Genomic DNA, 15368 nt, shown 5'->3' with positions numbered 1-15368 from the left:
TTGTTTAATTGTCTTGTCCTGAAAAAAGTTGACTAAAAACTAAATATTCTCTCTTTAATTCATAAAAAAATAAATTCCTACATTAGCCATTCCAATAAACCTTTGTATTTATGAAAAACAAATATGTTGACTTTATATCCGACCAACATTTTTTAGAATGTGTAGCCAACCTACATAAAGCATACACCAAAGCGAAAAACAATTTAACAAAGAGGAATTTTTATAGTAACAAGGTAGATACCATCAAATTAACTTTCGATTCCAAATTCAATGAGATTGATGAAGAAAGTTTAATAAAAGGAGAAATCCTCAGACAAATTGACAAGTCTATCAATAATTCAATTGGTACATTCCACGAACAAATTTTAGGCGGAATAAAAGGTTTTGAAGTTGGAAAATTGAGTGGTTTTGATATCAAAGCAAATGATGATACCCTATTTGCAGATATTAAAAACAAGCACAACACGATGAACAGCAGTTCAGCAGAAGCACTGTTTCAAAAATTAGCCCGGTATGCTGATACCTATAAAAAAGCGAAATGTTACTGGGTACAAATTTTAGCCAAAAATAGCTTTTGTAATTTATGGCACGGTGAAATTAATGGTAAAGAATACAGTCATAGTCGAGTGTATAAAATTTCAGGTGATCAATTCTACGCTTTACTCTCCGGACAAGAAGATGCATTTTTTCAACTTTACAAAAAACTTCCTTTAGCTGTAAATGATTATTTAAAAAGTATTGAAAATTCAAGTGCAATCACTGAAAATTCCGCATTGGAAGAAATCAATGAAGAGATTAAAAAAACACAAAGAACAGTTCTAAATCAAATTACTTTTGAAAACTATAGTTTCTATTTAGGTTTCGACAAATTATAATACTCATTCAAAAACTTCACAATCGAATATCCCACTTCTTTACCCAAATTAACCGGAACCGCATTCCCAATTTGTTTGTATTGCTGAGCGATAGAACCTGCAAATTGCCAATCATCAGGAAACGTTTGGATTCTTGCGTATTCTCGCACTGTAAAAGGTCTAGTTTCTTCCGGATGACATCGTTCTGTTTGTTTTTGGGCAGGACTACAAGTTAAAGTCAAACACGGTTCGTCCCAACCAATTCGGCGAGCAATACCCGTTTTCCCACCGCCTAAATGAAAACTACCGCCCATAAATTCTTTTTGAATGTCAAGGGGTAAATCACGCCAATAGCCTTTGGGCGGAACTAAATCTAATACTTCAATTTTACTTTTAGGATATTTGGAACCTTCCGATTTAGGAACATCTGAGCTAAACAAATCCCCTTTTTTCAGAGCATCGCTTAAATTGTAAATGCGTTTATACGGTTTTGGATAGTCATATTGTATGTCAATATCTTTTCGAACACCTACCAAAATCAAACGCTCTCGCTTTTGAGGAACATTATAATGAATTGCTTTTAGCACTTGAACCGGCACAACATTATACCCAATTTCATCCAAAATGGAAATCATCCCTTGCAGGGTTTTGCCATTTTCATGGCTCAACAAGCCGCGAACATTTTCACCAATGCAAATAGGTGGATTTACTTCTTTCACTACTCTAGCAAATTCATAAAAAAGTGTTCCTCTTGCATCATTTAGTCCAAGTTTTTTACCAGCATAACTAAACGCTTGGCAGGGAAAGCCACCCGTAACGACATCAACTTTGTCCTTGTATTCCGTAAAATCAAATTGTTTAATATCGCCTTCCAAAACATTCCAGTTCGGACGATTGTTTCGTAGGGTTTGACAAGCCCATTTATCAACATCATTCAAAGCAACACATTTTAAGCCAGCTTTTTCCATACCCACTGCTAAACCACCCGCACCTGCAAAAAGTTCAATGACTGAATATTTGTGATTAGGTTCAACATAGTTAGAAACTGTTTCCTTGATCTTTAAATCAATAAAGCCTCCAAACAATGTATCTAAGTCTGATTTTTTGTATAAACGATAATTACTCATCGGTTCACGAACAGCAAGTAGTTTACCTTCGTTGTCCCATCTTCGTAATGTTTCTTTACTTTTACTAATATATTCAGAAGCCTCAGAAAGTGTCAATAGTTCGTCCATAACCAAATTGTTTAACCTTATACAATGGTTACAAATTTAGAAGAAAAAATGATTTAGCAAAATTAAAAAGTATTAAAATTCTGAATAGTTATAAACATCTTTTTCCAAAAAACGAAAATTTAAGTTTACCTCACCACCTTCACCCTCTCAACCCCACTTTCCATCACCACCTCCACCACATAAACCCCATTTGCCTCCCCACTAAAATCAAGTTGGTTGCCATTTTGAGGAAGTTGCATCCGTTGGCCATTCAACGAAAAAACCGTTAGATTCACAATCGTTTCAGAGGTTTGCACTGTGAGAAAATTCGTCACTGGATTAGGGTAAACTACAATAGTATTTTTTTCCGGTTGCGGTAACGACAAGGTTACGGGAGAAATTCTAGCTAAGAAAGGAGAAAGTCCAAACTCGTCGTTGTTGGAGTGGTTATACCAACCAAGAGAGGCGTTTCCTTGAAGCATTCCGGTCAGGTAAATATCTCCGTTTACATCTGTGGTGACACTGTTGGCAGAATCAATTGCTTCTCCACCTGCTGTAAACGCAAAAAGGAGAAGTCCGTTATCTAAGTAATGAAGCAAAACAGCTTCGTGGTTGTTAAAAGTGATTGTATTAGTGGTGACTTGATCATTCCACTGGGTTATTCCGCCGGAAATAGTGCCCGAAAGATAAATTCCTCCTACATCATCTACCGCTAAAAAGTTCTTTTTACCTAATTCCACCGAACCGTTACCCGGAACTTCTCTTACCCACAAATAGTCACCGTTTGCATTTAATTTAGCTAGAAAAAAATCGATTCCGCTGGCAGAAGGACCTTCTGTCGTAAAATCATCCAATTGTAGCGGAATAAATGTTTCTGCTGCCCAATAAACGCTATCTGTTCCCATCACTTTTACCATAGAAGAAGAGCACGTAATGTCTTCGGCATATTTAATCCATTGAAAAACACCTTCCGCCGAATATTTTACCAAATAAACACTGTAATCAAAACTGGTCGGTTGCTCTATTCCGGCATAAATTGAACCTATATTAGCACACGATCCCGATGCATAAATATTTCCGGCACTATCTACTGCTAATGAGGTTAAACGATTTACATTTTCTTGTGTAATTAACAGCAACGGATCACCGTTCGGACTTAATTTTTCAATATAGCAATAAAAAAAATTGTCATAACCTAAATAAATATTGCCTAACGCATCAACCTCAATCGCCTTAAATGTATTCACATTTACCTCAGGTGTAGTCAAAACTTTGTGCCAAAGCAATTCTCCCGAAGAGTTTACTTTGAGTAGAATGTTTTGCGGTAATTCGGTTGTATTTGGAATGGAAAAACCTTCGTAAATCAGTTCATCTAAATGCTCAATTGCCATTAGAATATTTCCTTCAGCATCATTCGTTAGTTGATGGATCACGGCTGTTGCTGTGATGGTTTTCGAAAATAGGAGTTCGCCTGATTGCGAGTATTTTTGGTAGAATAAATTCCCGAACATTTCGGTGTACGGAACCGGATTGTCTTTAAACCCTGCAAAATAAACATTTGCCATTGGGTCTGTGGTTGAAATATATCCGGAGGTAGAAAAATTATTAACTGTGGAGGAAGGAGTTTTTACCCATTCTACCGTCTGTGCGTTGACTGAAAAAAAAGTAAAAATAAAAAGGTGCGGAAGTAGTTTTTTTATCATTGGTTTACAGCTGGTTAGGTTATAAAGGTAAGATGAAAAAATGATAAAAAGGTTGCTTTGGGAAGGGAAAAATTTTTGGGTGAGGGCTGAGGGGCTGAGTTGCTGAGAAATTCGCAAAACTTCTCAGTAACTCAGTAACTCAGCCTCTTTACTCACTAAGTTTTTTTAAAATGTTCAAAGCTTTTGGCCACGTTTCATTAAAATAATCTACATAATCTTCTTTCGTATCCATTTCAACGGACACAGTCGTTATGCCATTGTTTTCAGAAAAAGAATAATTTTCTAATGCATCGCCCCAACCTTCGACTTCGGGCCCATCGAGGATTTCTTTGTCGCCATCCAAGATACCTAAATGGTGAATGGAGATAAATTGATTTGGGATGTTTTCGGCAATGCGGGAAACCATGCCGCCTTTTTTTCCATCTTCACCAAATCCGATGAAATAAATTTTATCGCCTTTGTTCCAACTACCTTCATACGTTGACCCTGGATTGAATGCGTCAGTCCATTGCTCATACGTAGGTTTGGCAATCATGGTGGTATACACTTTTGCTGCCGGAGCTTTAATTTCTGTTGAATAGTTTAGTTTTTTCATTTCGTTTTTGATTTATTAAGTCGTTACACTCCTTGGTTTTCTGCCACGGATTAAACGGATTTATACTTTTACTGTTTTGAATTTAGGTTTTGTTAAAGTTAACTTTTATTTCCCTCAACATAAGTTTTGAAATTATTTAAAATCGCTTGCCAACCTGCTTTTTGCATGTCAACCGGATTTTGATTTTCTGCTTCAAAAACGGTGATAACGTTGGTTGTGTTGCCTGTTTTTTCAAATAATGTCGTCACTTTTCGTCCATCTTGTAAGGTATAAATCAATTTTTCATTTGGAATTACCTCATCGTACACCGCTTTAAAATCGAAACCAAAACTGCCGTCTTTGGCTTCCATTCGGGAAAAATAGGTTCCGCCCACAATTGGGTTGTTTTCTGCTTTTGGACAATGCCAATCATCGCTGGCAAAATTCCAATTGACAATGTGTTTTGGGTTGGTATAATGATCCCAAACGATTTCAGGTGATTGAGTTACTGTAACATCAATCGTGATTTGTATTGCTTTCATTTTTCTGTTTATTTTAGGCGTTCTAAAACCCCTTTCCTTTTAATTAAATTCTTATAATCCCACTGAATTGTTTCCGATTTTTGAAGCCACCGTTTCACATCATCTGCATTAATTTCGGAAACAGAATTATAGAAAATCGAGGCATCTTTAAACTTTTGACCGCGAGCTGCTAATTGTTGTTCTTCAAAATCGGCTCCACTCCAAAACATCAATCGGATGCCGGCTTTTTGTTTGCTGAAACCCACAATCGGATTTCCATCGATAAACCAAACAGGATGAGCATGCCAGATTTTACTTTCGGTAAACGACAAATAAGCATCAATTAATTCCGCGAGTTGTTGGCCGATGGCTTGGTCGGTTTCGGTGGGAAGTTGGGCGATGTAATGTTTGATAGATTCCATGTTAGATTGTTCGATTGTTCGATTGTTTGATTATTGGATTTTTAGAAAGTCGAAAGCTCCTTTTCTTAAATTAATATCATATTCTGAAAAAGCCTTCAAACAGGCTAGAAAATTAGCCCAGCCTTCGGTGTTTCCACCAAACCATTTGATGCCTTTTTCGGTGTTTTCTTTACCGTCTTCTGTTACATGAACTAAAGTACTTTTATCGGCTTGCTCCGTCAATTGAATGGTTACATTCGTTTCAGGATCCCAAACAAATGCTATTTTACTATTCGGAATCACTTCGGTAACAGTTAAAGGGCATTTTTCTTCAAATTCAGGGAATGTCCAAATGAGTTCTGCGTTTTCTTCCATTCTACCCGAACTGCTTCCGATAAAATAATTGGTCATTTTATCAGGGTTAACGATGTTTTCGAAAACCGTTTCAATGGGTTTCTGAATTTGAATTTTAGCTTGGATGATGAGTTTCATTTGTATTATGAGATTTTGTATTGTATTTAATTGTGGTTTACTATCTTCATCGTAATCTATTGATTATTGCATGGAATACAATCCGAACGTATTGTTTTCAGAATCAATACACAAACTGATAAAACCGTGTTCGCCAATTGACATTTTAGGACAGTGCACTGTTCCACCTGCTTTTTCAACACGACTTTCTTCTACACTACAATCTTCACAAGGAAAATAAACAATAGTGGAAGTGTTCGCAGGATTGTTGGTTCGGGCTTCTTTCATTTGCACCAAAGCACCACTTACACCTTGGTTTTCAGAAGAAGAAAAACAAGACATTTTAAAATCTTCGCTACCATCCGGAGAGTCCATATCATGAAAAGATGTTCCCAAAACCGATGCATAGAATTTTTTTGCACGTTCAAGATTATCCACATAAATCTCAAACCAACAGATTACATTTGTATTCATTATTTATTTGTTTAAAAGGTTGAATAACAAATATAAGAAGTAACTTTTAGAAGAAACTTGCCTTATGACAAGAAAAAAACTAGCTAATTTCTTTTCGGATTCTGCTGAAGGAAGTATCGGTTATTCCCAAATAACTGGCGATATATTTTAAAGGTGATTGCAAAACTACTTCCGGTTTCTCTTTAATTAATTGTAAATAGCGGTCTTTGGCAGATATGGTAACCATTTCCACAGAACGTTGTTTGAAGTGAAACAATCGGTTAGTCATCCAAAGTCGTCCCCATTCTGAAAAACCGGGAATGGAATGATACAGTTCTTGAAAAATAGCAAAATCAAGCATCCAACATTCGCAATCTGTGAGAGCATGAATGGTTTCCTGACTGGGAATTCGTTGAAATAAAGACAACACTTCAATTACAATTTCATGTTTTGAATAAAAGTCGGTTGTACTTTCGTTTCCATTATAATCATACGCAAATGAACGCATCAAACCCTTTTCGATTAACAAATATCCTTGGGAAATTTCACCTTTTTTAAGAATAACATCTCCTTTTTTAAACGTTACTTTATAGTGTGATTTAATTAATCTGTCGAGTTCTTCCTGATTGATGAGTGGGTGTTTGTAGACTTGCGATAAAAGCTGTTTATTCATGATTTTATTGGAAAAGGTACAAGCGAATTTAATTAAAAAATGAATAAAAAATTTTGTTACTCATCAAATTAACAAATCTATTAATTTCATCACTCAATTTAAATCATTCAAATCACAACATGAGAATAATGTAACACTTCTGTTAAATTGTATAAAGCATTTTTGATTAAATCGACTTAATTTTATAAATCGACTTAAAATAGAAATATTATGGAACCTTTTCAACTTTTAGAAGATTATCCCGTTGCTTGGTGGTTTGTTTTAGCCATTATTTTGGTGGTGATATTTGGTATTTTGTTTTGGATTTTCACCGTAGATAATACCATTCCATCTGAGAAAAAAAGTACGCCTTTTTTCACACGTTTTTTCAGACGCTCTTTCCGAAGAAGATCATATCCTGATCATCGTCAAGACACCGATAATGAAAATTCAGCCAGTAGGTTTAAATAAAATTAAAAGCAATATTTTTTAATTTTTAACTGATACCCTTATTTTTTTATGGGTATATGTTTTATTATTTAACTTTTTTATTATTTTTACCCCTATAAATATAGGGTTAATTATGAAAATAGAAAAACGTTGGATAATTTCTTTTGTCTTAATCAGCATTGCTGCCATTAGTGGATTATTTTGGGAAAGTACTCCCGCTACTGAATCTGCCATTTTTAATTCAGCCGACACCATTGTCACAGCCGATGTGGCTTGGCTGCTTACCTCCTCTTGTTTAGTTTTATTGATGACACCCGGTCTTTCGTTTTTTTACGGCGGAATGGTGGGCAAAAAGAATGTGATTTCTACCATGCTGCAAAGTTTCATTTGTTTGGGTGTAGTTTCTTTACTTTGGGTGATTGTGGGATTTAGTTTAGCGTTTGGCGATTCATACGGTTTTACAATTAACGGAACACATTACGGCCTAATCGGAAATCCGTTTCAATTCGCATTTATGGATCAAGTAGGTGTTTTACCTCATCATCAAATGGCGTCTACGATTCCGTTTATTCTATTTGCTTTGTTTCAAATGAAATTTGCCGTGATTACACCGGCCATTATCACGGGTTCGTTTGCAGAACGAGTTCGTTTTATCTCCTATTTATTATTCATTTGTTTATTCACTTTATTTATTTATACTCCACTTTGCCATATGGTTTGGCATCCGAGTGGCTTATTAGGCAGCTATTTTGGTGTGAAAGATTTTGCAGGTGGAACTGTGGTTCACATGAGTGCAGGTTTTGCTGCTTTAGCAGGTGTTTTGGTTTTAGGAAAACGAACAAATAGTGAACATATTCCCACCAACATTCCGTTTGTGCTACTTGGAACCGGAATGCTTTGGTTTGGTTGGTTTGGGTTTAATGCCGGTTCTGCTTTGGCAGCCAACGCAACAGCAGCGATGGCTTTTGCAACAACCACTGTAGCTTCTGCATCGGCTATGCTGACTTGGATTTTCTTTGACCGATTAAATGGTAGAAAAGTTTCAGCCATGGGAGCGTGTATTGGTGCTGTTGTTGGACTGGTAGCCATTACTCCTGCTGCAGGATTTGTAACCATTCCGCAAAGTATATTCTTTGGATTTATAGCTGCAATCGTTTCCAACAAAATGTTGTACTGGAAAAGACTCAAATCCGTAGATGACACCTTAGATGTCTTTGCTTGTCATGGTGTAGGTGGAATTATGGGAATGATTTTGACTGCTGTATTTGCTCAAGGCGAAAATGCCAGTTTACTTCATGGTGGATGGAGCGTTTTTAGTCACCACATGATTGCGTTAGTTTTAGTGGCGGCGTTTACTTTCTTTGGATCAATTTTTCTTTATAAAGTAACCAATTTTATTATTCCGCTTCGTGTTTCGGAAGAATCCGAATTAATTGGTTTGGATTTGTCGCAACATGATGAGAAGTTTTAATTCTTAGAAAAATTATTACTTCGTTAATTCCTTATAAATCACATCCCATGCTTTGTCTCGGATGGCTTTTTTGTCATCAACTGTAAATCCGGCCGTGGGAATAAATTCGTGAACTTTGGCTCGCATCACACCGGGACTTCCACTAAAAAAAGTATACGAAAATCGTTTTTTATTGTCGTAAAACGTTATTGGAACAATTGGTATTTGATGTTCGATCGCCAATCGGAAAGCACCATCTTTAAAATCGGCCAACACAATTGATTCGTCATCCGGCACTAATCCTTCCGGAAATATACAGATACTTAGCCCTTGATTTAATCTTTTTTGGGCTCTTTCAAAAACGGCTAATCTGCTTTTCGGACTGTCTCGGTCAACCAAAATACACGTTCGTTTATAGAAAAATCCGAATAACGGAATTTTGGAGAGTTCTTTTTTTCCAACAAAAACAAAAGGATTTTTGGCCACTATCAGCATCAGCATTATGTCTGCCATCGAAGTGTGATTGGCAATCAACATATAACTTTCTCCTTTTTTAAACTTTTGTTCTCGTTTTATTTTTGGATAAAATCCCATGGCATACAAAATTCCTCTTGCCCAAAGCTGAGCCAACCGAAAGAAAAACGGATACCATTCTTCTTTTAAAATAGATATGATTAAAAGCGGGAAAAGTATAATGATAATGGAAGCCAGAACGATATAAAACCATATCCTCCAAAGAATCCAAAAAAGCAGTTTAAAAATTTTCATGAAGTCAAATGTAAGGAAAGGATTGGGATTTTAAAATCATAAAGTTAACTTTATCTCCTTATTAACCAAACCCCAGAGATTTTGAAGATCATAGATTAGTTCTGCGTACCAAAAGAGTGCAAGATTATTCTACCAATTTTGCCGCTGATTCGCAGATTAAAATGATTTAAAATCAGTGAATCAGCGGCAAAAAAATTTTAACCTAAAGAAGTAGCGGTGCTTTTCAAAAACTTTCCGAAATTTGCGTTTTTACAATCCAATTATTATGTCAAAAGTATTAACCGGAATTCAAGCCACCGGAACACCCCATTTAGGAAATTTATTAGGAGCGATTTTGCCAGCGATAGAAATGGCAAACAAACCGGAAAATGAATCGTTTTTGTTCATTGCCGATTTGCACTCTGTGACACAAATTAAAGACGGCGAAAGCCTTCGTGAAAACACCTACAGTGTGGCGGCTACCTGGCTTGCTTGCGGATTAGACATTACTAAAGTAATTTTTTACCGTCAAAGCGATGTACCTCAAACTGCCGAATTATCATGGTATTTGAGTTGCTTCTTTCCGTTTCAACGATTGACATTGGCTCATTCCTTCAAAGACAAAGCCGATCATTTGGAAGATGTGAACGCAGGGCTTTTTTCGTATCCGATGTTGATGGCTGCCGATATTTTGTTGTATGATGCCGAAGTGGTTCCGGTTGGAAAAGACCAATTGCAACATTTGGAAATTACAAGAGATGTTGCTTCTCGATTTAACCATCAAATGGGCGAAACGTTTGTACTTCCCGAAGCAAAAATTCAGGAAGAAACGATGTACATTCCCGGTACAGACGGAAATAAAATGAGTAAATCTCGTGGAAACATCATCAATATTTTTTTAGATGATAAAGCGTTACGCAAACAAATTATGTCGATTGAAACTGACAGTAAACCGCTTGAAGAACCTAAAGATCCGAAAACTTGCAAGGTTTTTGCTATTTATAAATTAGTTGCTTCCGCAGAAGAAGTTCAGCAAATGACAGCGAATTATTTGGCCGGAAATTATGGCTACGGTCATGCTAAACAAGCGTTGTTTGAATTGGTTTTGGAGCGTTTTAAAACAGAAAGAGAAAAATATCATTATTATATGACAAACTTAGCGGAAGTGGATAAAGCTTTAGCGGAAGGAGCCACCAAAGCAGGAAAAATTGCCGATGGTGTTTTGAAGCGTGTGCGTAACAAATTAGGATTTTTATAAGATGAAGAAGTATATAACGGTTTTTGTTCTCTTATTTTTCGCTTTCGGATTTAGTCAGAAGCAGGAACCGGTGTATATTTTATTTAACCAAAACGAAACGGCTACTTGTCAATTTCCTGTTAAACGAATAGCTCCGGTTAAAAAAATTAAACTGGATTATTCGCAAAAAAGGCATCGAAAAATCAACATCACTCGGTTTATTTTGTGTAGAAATATTTTTGTTTTTGAATTCAAAAAAAATCATTTTGAAACGGTGGATGGTTCGGCCGTAGCTAATTATAAAATGATTACGTTAGACGAAATGATTTCCAAAGAAGAAGAATCGGAATTTAAAAAAGATATCAACCAACTTTTTCCTAAAATTTACATTATCGAAGCCATCGAAAACGGGCAATATGCCAAATATGAAGTGGTTTGGGAAAAATTGCAATAATCAAATCGCTTCAAACAATTTTCCGGGCAACGGACGAACGACTCCTTTTAGTTCCATGTTCAACAAAATTCCGGATATTTTAAAGATTGGAAAATCACATTCCAATGCGATTATATCCATCAATTCCTTTCCTTTTTTCAAAAGGTAATCATAGACTTTTTGCTCTTCTTCATTCAACGAAACAAACAATTGTTTTTGAACAGATTTGGTGGGTTTTGAATCCAATTCCCAATTTAAAATATAAATCAAATCGGCTGCCGAAGTGAGCAAATGAGCCCGTTGGGTTTTAATCAAATTATTGCAACCTAAACTATATTTATCCGTGGTTCTTCCGGGAACAGCAAACACATCGCGGTTATAATCACTTGCCATCGTTGCAGTAATGAGTGAGCCACCTCTGTCTGCACTTTCAATGACAATTGTCGCTTCAGAAATTCCGGCGACAATGCGGTTTCGCTTGACAAAATTTTCTTTATCGGGATTTGAAGAACTCCAAAATTCAGTAAAAAAACCACCGTTTTTCTCCATTTTTGAGATAAACTTTTTATGCGTTTTGGGATAAACTTGATTTAAACCGTGAGCTAGCACACCAATTGTTTGCAAGTTATTTTCCATCGCTGCCTGATGAGCTACAATATCCACACCATAGGCAAAACCGCTAATGATTACAGGATTTAAGGGCGATAAATCTTCAATTAATTTTTTGCAAAAGTCAATTCCGTAACTCGTGATTTGTCTGGTTCCAACAATGCTAATTGTTCGTTTAGATTTTAAATCAATCTCACCCGAAGAAAATAAAACGGTCGGTCCGTCGATGCATTGTTTTAATCTTTCAGGATAATCTTCATCTAAAAAAGAACAAAAATCAATGTTTTCATTATCAATAAATTTAATTTCTTCTTCGGCTAATTTAAAAACAGATGTGTCTTTCAGTTTTTTTATCAAAATTTCCCCAACTCCGTCAATGGAAACTAATTTACCTTTTTTAGATTGAAAAACCTTTTCTGCTGAGCCGCAGTGGTTGATGAGTTTTTTGGCAACAATGTCGCCCACTCCTTCTACTTGAAGTAACGCAAGCGTATAAAATAATTCAGATTTTGTCATGGCGTGTAATTGAATTTCAAAGAAACATCTTTTTTATAATTCTTAAAAATTTTTCTCAAAAAAATTACATGAAAAATGCTTTTGTTGACATTTGCGAAACTATGTAAGAAATCTAATTCAATGAGCCCGAAATAGTTATCATTTTGACTGAAATTGTTAATAAAATTTGTGGATAAAATTTTGATTCGGCGGTTGAATATTTTTTCTTTGTTGCTATGAGAATTGAGCAATATATATCACAATTATTATATCGGTACCAGTGTGTTACGGTTCCGGGTTTTGGTGCGTTTTTAACTGAAAACCGTTCGGCAAGTCTTTCTGAAGACACGAACACATTTTATCCGCCAAAGAAAGTAATTTCTTTTAATTTTCATTTAAAGAATAATGACGGTCTTTTGGCTAATCATATCGCTCTTGCTGAGAAAATTGAGTATGAAAAAGCGATTTCTTTGATTGAAGAAGAAGTTACTTCGTGGAAATATACTATTCAAAAAAGTGAATCTATTTTACTTAAAAATATTGGAAAACTTTCTTTGAACAATGAAAGCAGTTTGGTTTTTGAACCGGCAGACAGTTTGAATTATTCTACACACTCATTTGGTCTTACCTCTTTCGTTTCTCCACAAATTAAACGTGAAGCATTTAAAAAAGAAGTAGAACAATTGGAAGAAAAAGCTCCAATTCAATTTACACCTGAAAAAAGAAGTAAATCAAATCCTTTGATTAAATATGCAGCCATTTTTGCAGTTGGTATAGGAATTACAGGTGTTTTAGGCAAGCAATGGTATGACTGGAATGAAAATAAAATTGCAACTGAAACATTATTAGTTGAAAAAAATGTTCAACAAAAAGTAGAAGATAAAATTCAACAAGCAACTTTTTTTATCGAAAGTCCGATTCCTTCTGTTTCTATGAATGTGGAAGAAGAAAACGATAATTCTTTTAATTATCATCTTGTTGCCGGAGCATTTAAAGAGGAACGAAATGCCGAAAGAGCCTTACAATCGTTGAAAGATTTGGGTTATAAAGCCAAAAAAATAGCTCCAAATAGACACGGTCTACATCCTGTGATTTATGGTAGTTATGCTTCGATTGAAGAAGCTCAAACTGCTTTACAATCGATCAAACAATCGCACAACAAAGATGCTTGGATGTTAGTTTTAGAATTAGAAAAATAAACCCTTTGCCCATACAATCTTGATTAAAGCTTCTCATGGAGGCTTTTTTTATTTGCTCTAACGCCAAAAGAATCGGTGTTGTTTTTCTACCTTTGCAAAAAAATAAAAATGCAAGTAAGATATCCTTCCGATTCTTTAACTACGTTAACCGACGTTGTTTTGCCGGGCGAAACCAATCCGTTGAATAATCTTTTTGGTGGAGAATTGCTCGCCAGAATGGACAGAGCAGCCAGTATTTCTGCCCGCCGTCATTCCAGACGAATTTGTGTGACGGCTTCTGTGAATCACGTTGCCTTTAACAAAGCTATTCCGTTAGGAAGCGTTGTTACGGTTGAATCTAAAGTTTCCAGAGCGTTTAACACCTCGATGGAGATTTATATTGATGTTTGGATTGAAGACCGCGAATCGGGCAATAAAACCAAAGCAAACGAAGCGATTTACACTTTTGTTGCTGTAGATGAAACGGGAAACCCGATACCGGTTCCGCAAATTGAACCACAAACGGAACTAGAAAAGCAACGATTTGATGCCGCCTTACGAAGAAAACAATTAAGTTTAGTATTAGCCGGAAAAATGAAACCGCACGATGCAACGGAATTAAAAGCGTTGTTCGTTTAAATAGAAAAGCCTGAAAGTTTAAAATTTTCAGGCTTTTTTATTACATATTATACAACCAGCTTTGCGGATTTAAGAACGAATCGTTTTGCAGAACGGAAAACTTAATTGCTGTTTTTCCGGTTGATTCATTGGTTCGGATTCTACCGATGGCTTGTTTTATACCTACCTTATCTCCTTTGTTTACAGAAACTGTACTTAAGTTTTGATACACCGTAATAAAATCTCCGTGTTTGATGTAAACTGCTTTGTTTATGGGTGATAAAACCTGAATCAACATCACTTCTCCTGCAAAAACAGATCGGGCAGAAGAACCGGACTCTGTTGTAATTTCAACACCATTACTATGAATCGTTAGGGTTGGCTGAACCGGATGGGGTTGATTACCGAATTTTAATGAAACGAATCCTTTTTCAACCGGCCAAGGTAATTTTCCTTTGTTGGATTTAAAATTATCCGACTCTATTTTGCCTTCGGCAGTTAATACAATTTTTGAAGATGAAGTTCCGGTAGAAGCTGTCTTTGTTCCTCCTTTTTTAGCCGTTTTTTTATTCTCAGCTGCAATTGCATCACGAATTGCTTTTTGAATTTTTTTGTCAATATCCTTTGCTTCTTGTTGCTTTTTCTTAATATCTGCAACAATTTTCTTTTGGTCTTTTTTAATTGATTTTACAAGTTTTTCTTGTTCTTGTTTTTCTTGAACCAATACCAACTTTTCTTTCTCTTGTTCTTGAATAATTTTTTCTTTTTCTGTTTTAAGTGATGCTAATTTTACGTTATACACTTCGAGTTCAGTTGTTTTGGTATTGATTTCATCGCCTTGCGTTTTTCTGTAATCGGCATATTGCTTCATGTATTGCACTCGCTTGTAGGCTTGCGTAAAATTTTCTGAAGACAGTAGAAACATCGCTCTACTTCGTTCGGATCTGCTTTTGTATGACTTGACAATCATGTTGGCATAATCTTCCTTGAGAACTTCTAATTCCCGTTTTAATTTGTTTATTTTTAATTGATTGGTATAAATATCATCATTAAGCAATTTTGCTTGCTTTTCATTGGTTTGGATAAGTTTTTCACGCAATTCAATTTTTGCTTTTTGTTGCTGAATCACGTTCACAACCGATTTTTCTTTTTTCTTATTCTCTTGAAGTATTCGTTCGTTTACTCTAATTTCTTCCAACAACTGTTCTTTTCGCTTTTCCAGTTTCTTTTGAGCATCTGATTGAGCCAAAAGAAATGAACTTGAAAGAATAAGCAAAAATGTCAATACCGACTTTATCATGTTTGGAG

The 15368-nt window shown here is 35.7% G+C and carries 18 protein-coding genes; 7 read left to right on the top strand and 11 right to left on the bottom strand.

What is annotated here, in order from left to right:
- Positions 1-110 precede the first annotated feature (110 nt).
- Entirely contained in the window at positions 111-875 is a 765-nt protein-coding gene (locus M0M57_RS07110) for an Eco47II family restriction endonuclease (protein WP_248436492.1), read from the top strand.
- Here M0M57_RS07110 and dcm read toward each other — a convergent pair.
- The 8 genes from dcm to M0M57_RS07070 form a co-directional block, all read right to left on the bottom strand.
- On the bottom strand, positions 851-2089 hold the full coding sequence (gene dcm, locus M0M57_RS07105; protein WP_248436491.1) for a DNA (cytosine-5-)-methyltransferase: 1239 nt from the start codon (positions 2087-2089) through the stop codon (positions 851-853). The genes M0M57_RS07110 and dcm overlap by 25 nt on opposite strands.
- A gap of 125 nt (positions 2090-2214) precedes the next feature.
- Entirely contained in the window at positions 2215-3771 is a 1557-nt protein-coding gene (locus M0M57_RS07100; RefSeq protein WP_248436490.1) for a T9SS type A sorting domain-containing protein, read from the bottom strand.
- Positions 3772-3919: 148 nt separating this feature from the next.
- Positions 3920-4366: an SRPBCC domain-containing protein gene (locus M0M57_RS07095; protein ID WP_248436489.1), complete on the bottom strand. Its 447-nt coding sequence runs from the start codon at positions 4364-4366 to the stop codon at positions 3920-3922.
- A 98-nt stretch (positions 4367-4464) separates the two neighbouring features.
- Positions 4465-4887, bottom strand: coding sequence for an SRPBCC family protein (locus M0M57_RS07090; protein ID WP_248436488.1), 423 nt, complete (start codon positions 4885-4887; stop codon positions 4465-4467).
- 8 nt (positions 4888-4895) lie between these two features.
- Positions 4896-5288 (bottom strand): DUF1801 domain-containing protein, encoded by a 393-nt coding sequence (locus M0M57_RS07085; protein WP_248436487.1) that lies wholly within the window; start codon positions 5286-5288, stop codon positions 4896-4898.
- A 30-nt stretch (positions 5289-5318) separates the two neighbouring features.
- Positions 5319-5759 carry an SRPBCC domain-containing protein gene (locus tag M0M57_RS07080; protein ID WP_248436486.1) on the bottom strand — a complete coding sequence of 147 codons (441 nt, stop codon included), beginning with the start codon at positions 5757-5759 and terminating at the stop codon, positions 5319-5321.
- A gap of 63 nt (positions 5760-5822) precedes the next feature.
- Entirely contained in the window at positions 5823-6212 is a 390-nt protein-coding gene (locus tag M0M57_RS07075; RefSeq protein WP_248436485.1) for a VOC family protein, read from the bottom strand.
- A gap of 79 nt (positions 6213-6291) precedes the next feature.
- Entirely contained in the window at positions 6292-6864 is a 573-nt protein-coding gene (locus M0M57_RS07070) for a Crp/Fnr family transcriptional regulator (protein ID WP_248436484.1), read from the bottom strand.
- 210 nt (positions 6865-7074) lie between these two features.
- On the opposite strand from M0M57_RS07070, the gene M0M57_RS07065 reads away from it, so the two are divergent.
- The gene (locus M0M57_RS07065; protein ID WP_248436483.1) at positions 7075-7314 is read left to right on the top strand and encodes a hypothetical protein; all 240 of its coding nucleotides are present in this window, start codon (positions 7075-7077) and stop codon (positions 7312-7314) included.
- A 112-nt stretch (positions 7315-7426) separates the two neighbouring features.
- Positions 7427-8764 (top strand): ammonium transporter, encoded by a 1338-nt coding sequence (locus M0M57_RS07060; protein ID WP_248436482.1) that lies wholly within the window; start codon positions 7427-7429, stop codon positions 8762-8764.
- 15 nt (positions 8765-8779) lie between these two features.
- Here M0M57_RS07060 and M0M57_RS07055 read toward each other — a convergent pair whose 3' ends face one another.
- Positions 8780-9511 (bottom strand): lysophospholipid acyltransferase family protein, encoded by a 732-nt coding sequence (locus tag M0M57_RS07055; protein ID WP_248436481.1) that lies wholly within the window; start codon positions 9509-9511, stop codon positions 8780-8782.
- A gap of 265 nt (positions 9512-9776) precedes the next feature.
- Between M0M57_RS07055 and trpS the strand changes: the two genes are divergently transcribed.
- The gene (gene trpS / locus M0M57_RS07050) at positions 9777-10748 is read left to right on the top strand and encodes a tryptophan--tRNA ligase (RefSeq protein ID WP_248436480.1); all 972 of its coding nucleotides are present in this window, start codon (positions 9777-9779) and stop codon (positions 10746-10748) included.
- A 1-nt stretch (position 10749) separates the two neighbouring features.
- The gene (locus tag M0M57_RS07045) at positions 10750-11181 is read left to right on the top strand and encodes a hypothetical protein (RefSeq protein ID WP_248436479.1); all 432 of its coding nucleotides are present in this window, start codon (positions 10750-10752) and stop codon (positions 11179-11181) included.
- Here M0M57_RS07045 and dprA read toward each other — a convergent pair whose 3' ends face one another.
- A complete protein-coding gene (dprA, locus tag M0M57_RS07040; RefSeq protein WP_248436478.1) occupies positions 11182-12285 on the bottom strand; it encodes a DNA-processing protein DprA in 1104 nt (367 codons plus the stop codon).
- A gap of 215 nt (positions 12286-12500) precedes the next feature.
- Here dprA and M0M57_RS07035 point away from each other — a divergent pair, with 215 nt between their 5' ends.
- Positions 12501-13463 carry an HU domain-containing protein gene (locus M0M57_RS07035; protein ID WP_248436477.1) on the top strand — a complete coding sequence of 321 codons (963 nt, stop codon included), beginning with the start codon at positions 12501-12503 and terminating at the stop codon, positions 13461-13463.
- 108 nt (positions 13464-13571) lie between these two features.
- Positions 13572-14081, top strand: a complete 510-nt coding sequence (locus tag M0M57_RS07030) for an acyl-CoA thioesterase (protein WP_248436476.1) — start codon at positions 13572-13574, stop codon at positions 14079-14081.
- A 40-nt stretch (positions 14082-14121) separates the two neighbouring features.
- Here M0M57_RS07030 and M0M57_RS07025 read toward each other — a convergent pair whose 3' ends face one another.
- Positions 14122-15360: a murein hydrolase activator EnvC family protein gene (locus tag M0M57_RS07025; protein ID WP_248436475.1), complete on the bottom strand. Its 1239-nt coding sequence runs from the start codon at positions 15358-15360 to the stop codon at positions 14122-14124.
- Between the last annotated feature and the right edge of the window lie 8 nt (positions 15361-15368).

This window comes from Flavobacterium azooxidireducens (assembly GCF_023195775.1).
GTDB classification, from domain to species: Bacteria; Bacteroidota; Bacteroidia; order Flavobacteriales; family Flavobacteriaceae; genus Flavobacterium; species Flavobacterium azooxidireducens.
This window is presented reverse-complemented; position numbering and strand designations above follow the sequence as displayed.

Bases quoted from the DNA above. Each gene is read 5' to 3' on its own strand.
- M0M57_RS07110 (WP_248436492.1), top strand. From the start codon at position 111: ATGAAAAACAAATATGTTGACTTTATATCCGACCAACATTTTTTAGAA.
- dcm (WP_248436491.1), bottom strand. From the start codon at position 2,089: ATGGACGAACTATTGACACTTTCTGAGGCTTCTGAATATATTAGTAAA.
- M0M57_RS07100 (WP_248436490.1), bottom strand. From the start codon at position 3,771: ATGATAAAAAAACTACTTCCGCACCTTTTTATTTTTACTTTTTTTTCA.
- M0M57_RS07095 (WP_248436489.1), bottom strand. From the start codon at position 4,366: ATGAAAAAACTAAACTATTCAACAGAAATTAAAGCTCCGGCAGCAAAA.
- M0M57_RS07090 (WP_248436488.1), bottom strand. From the start codon at position 4,887: ATGAAAGCAATACAAATCACGATTGATGTTACAGTAACTCAATCACCT.
- M0M57_RS07085 (WP_248436487.1), bottom strand. From the start codon at position 5,288: ATGGAATCTATCAAACATTACATCGCCCAACTTCCCACCGAAACCGAC.
- M0M57_RS07080 (WP_248436486.1), bottom strand. From the start codon at position 5,759: ATGAAACTCATCATCCAAGCTAAAATTCAAATTCAGAAACCCATTGAA.
- M0M57_RS07075 (WP_248436485.1), bottom strand. From the start codon at position 6,212: ATGAATACAAATGTAATCTGTTGGTTTGAGATTTATGTGGATAATCTT.
- M0M57_RS07070 (WP_248436484.1), bottom strand. From the start codon at position 6,864: ATGAATAAACAGCTTTTATCGCAAGTCTACAAACACCCACTCATCAAT.
- M0M57_RS07065 (WP_248436483.1), top strand. From the start codon at position 7,075: ATGGAACCTTTTCAACTTTTAGAAGATTATCCCGTTGCTTGGTGGTTT.
- M0M57_RS07060 (WP_248436482.1), top strand. From the start codon at position 7,427: ATGAAAATAGAAAAACGTTGGATAATTTCTTTTGTCTTAATCAGCATT.
- M0M57_RS07055 (WP_248436481.1), bottom strand. From the start codon at position 9,511: ATGAAAATTTTTAAACTGCTTTTTTGGATTCTTTGGAGGATATGGTTT.
- trpS (WP_248436480.1), top strand. From the start codon at position 9,777: ATGTCAAAAGTATTAACCGGAATTCAAGCCACCGGAACACCCCATTTA.
- M0M57_RS07045 (WP_248436479.1), top strand. From the start codon at position 10,750: ATGAAGAAGTATATAACGGTTTTTGTTCTCTTATTTTTCGCTTTCGGA.
- dprA (WP_248436478.1), bottom strand. From the start codon at position 12,285: ATGACAAAATCTGAATTATTTTATACGCTTGCGTTACTTCAAGTAGAA.
- M0M57_RS07035 (WP_248436477.1), top strand. From the start codon at position 12,501: ATGAGAATTGAGCAATATATATCACAATTATTATATCGGTACCAGTGT.
- M0M57_RS07030 (WP_248436476.1), top strand. From the start codon at position 13,572: ATGCAAGTAAGATATCCTTCCGATTCTTTAACTACGTTAACCGACGTT.
- M0M57_RS07025 (WP_248436475.1), bottom strand. From the start codon at position 15,360: ATGATAAAGTCGGTATTGACATTTTTGCTTATTCTTTCAAGTTCATTT.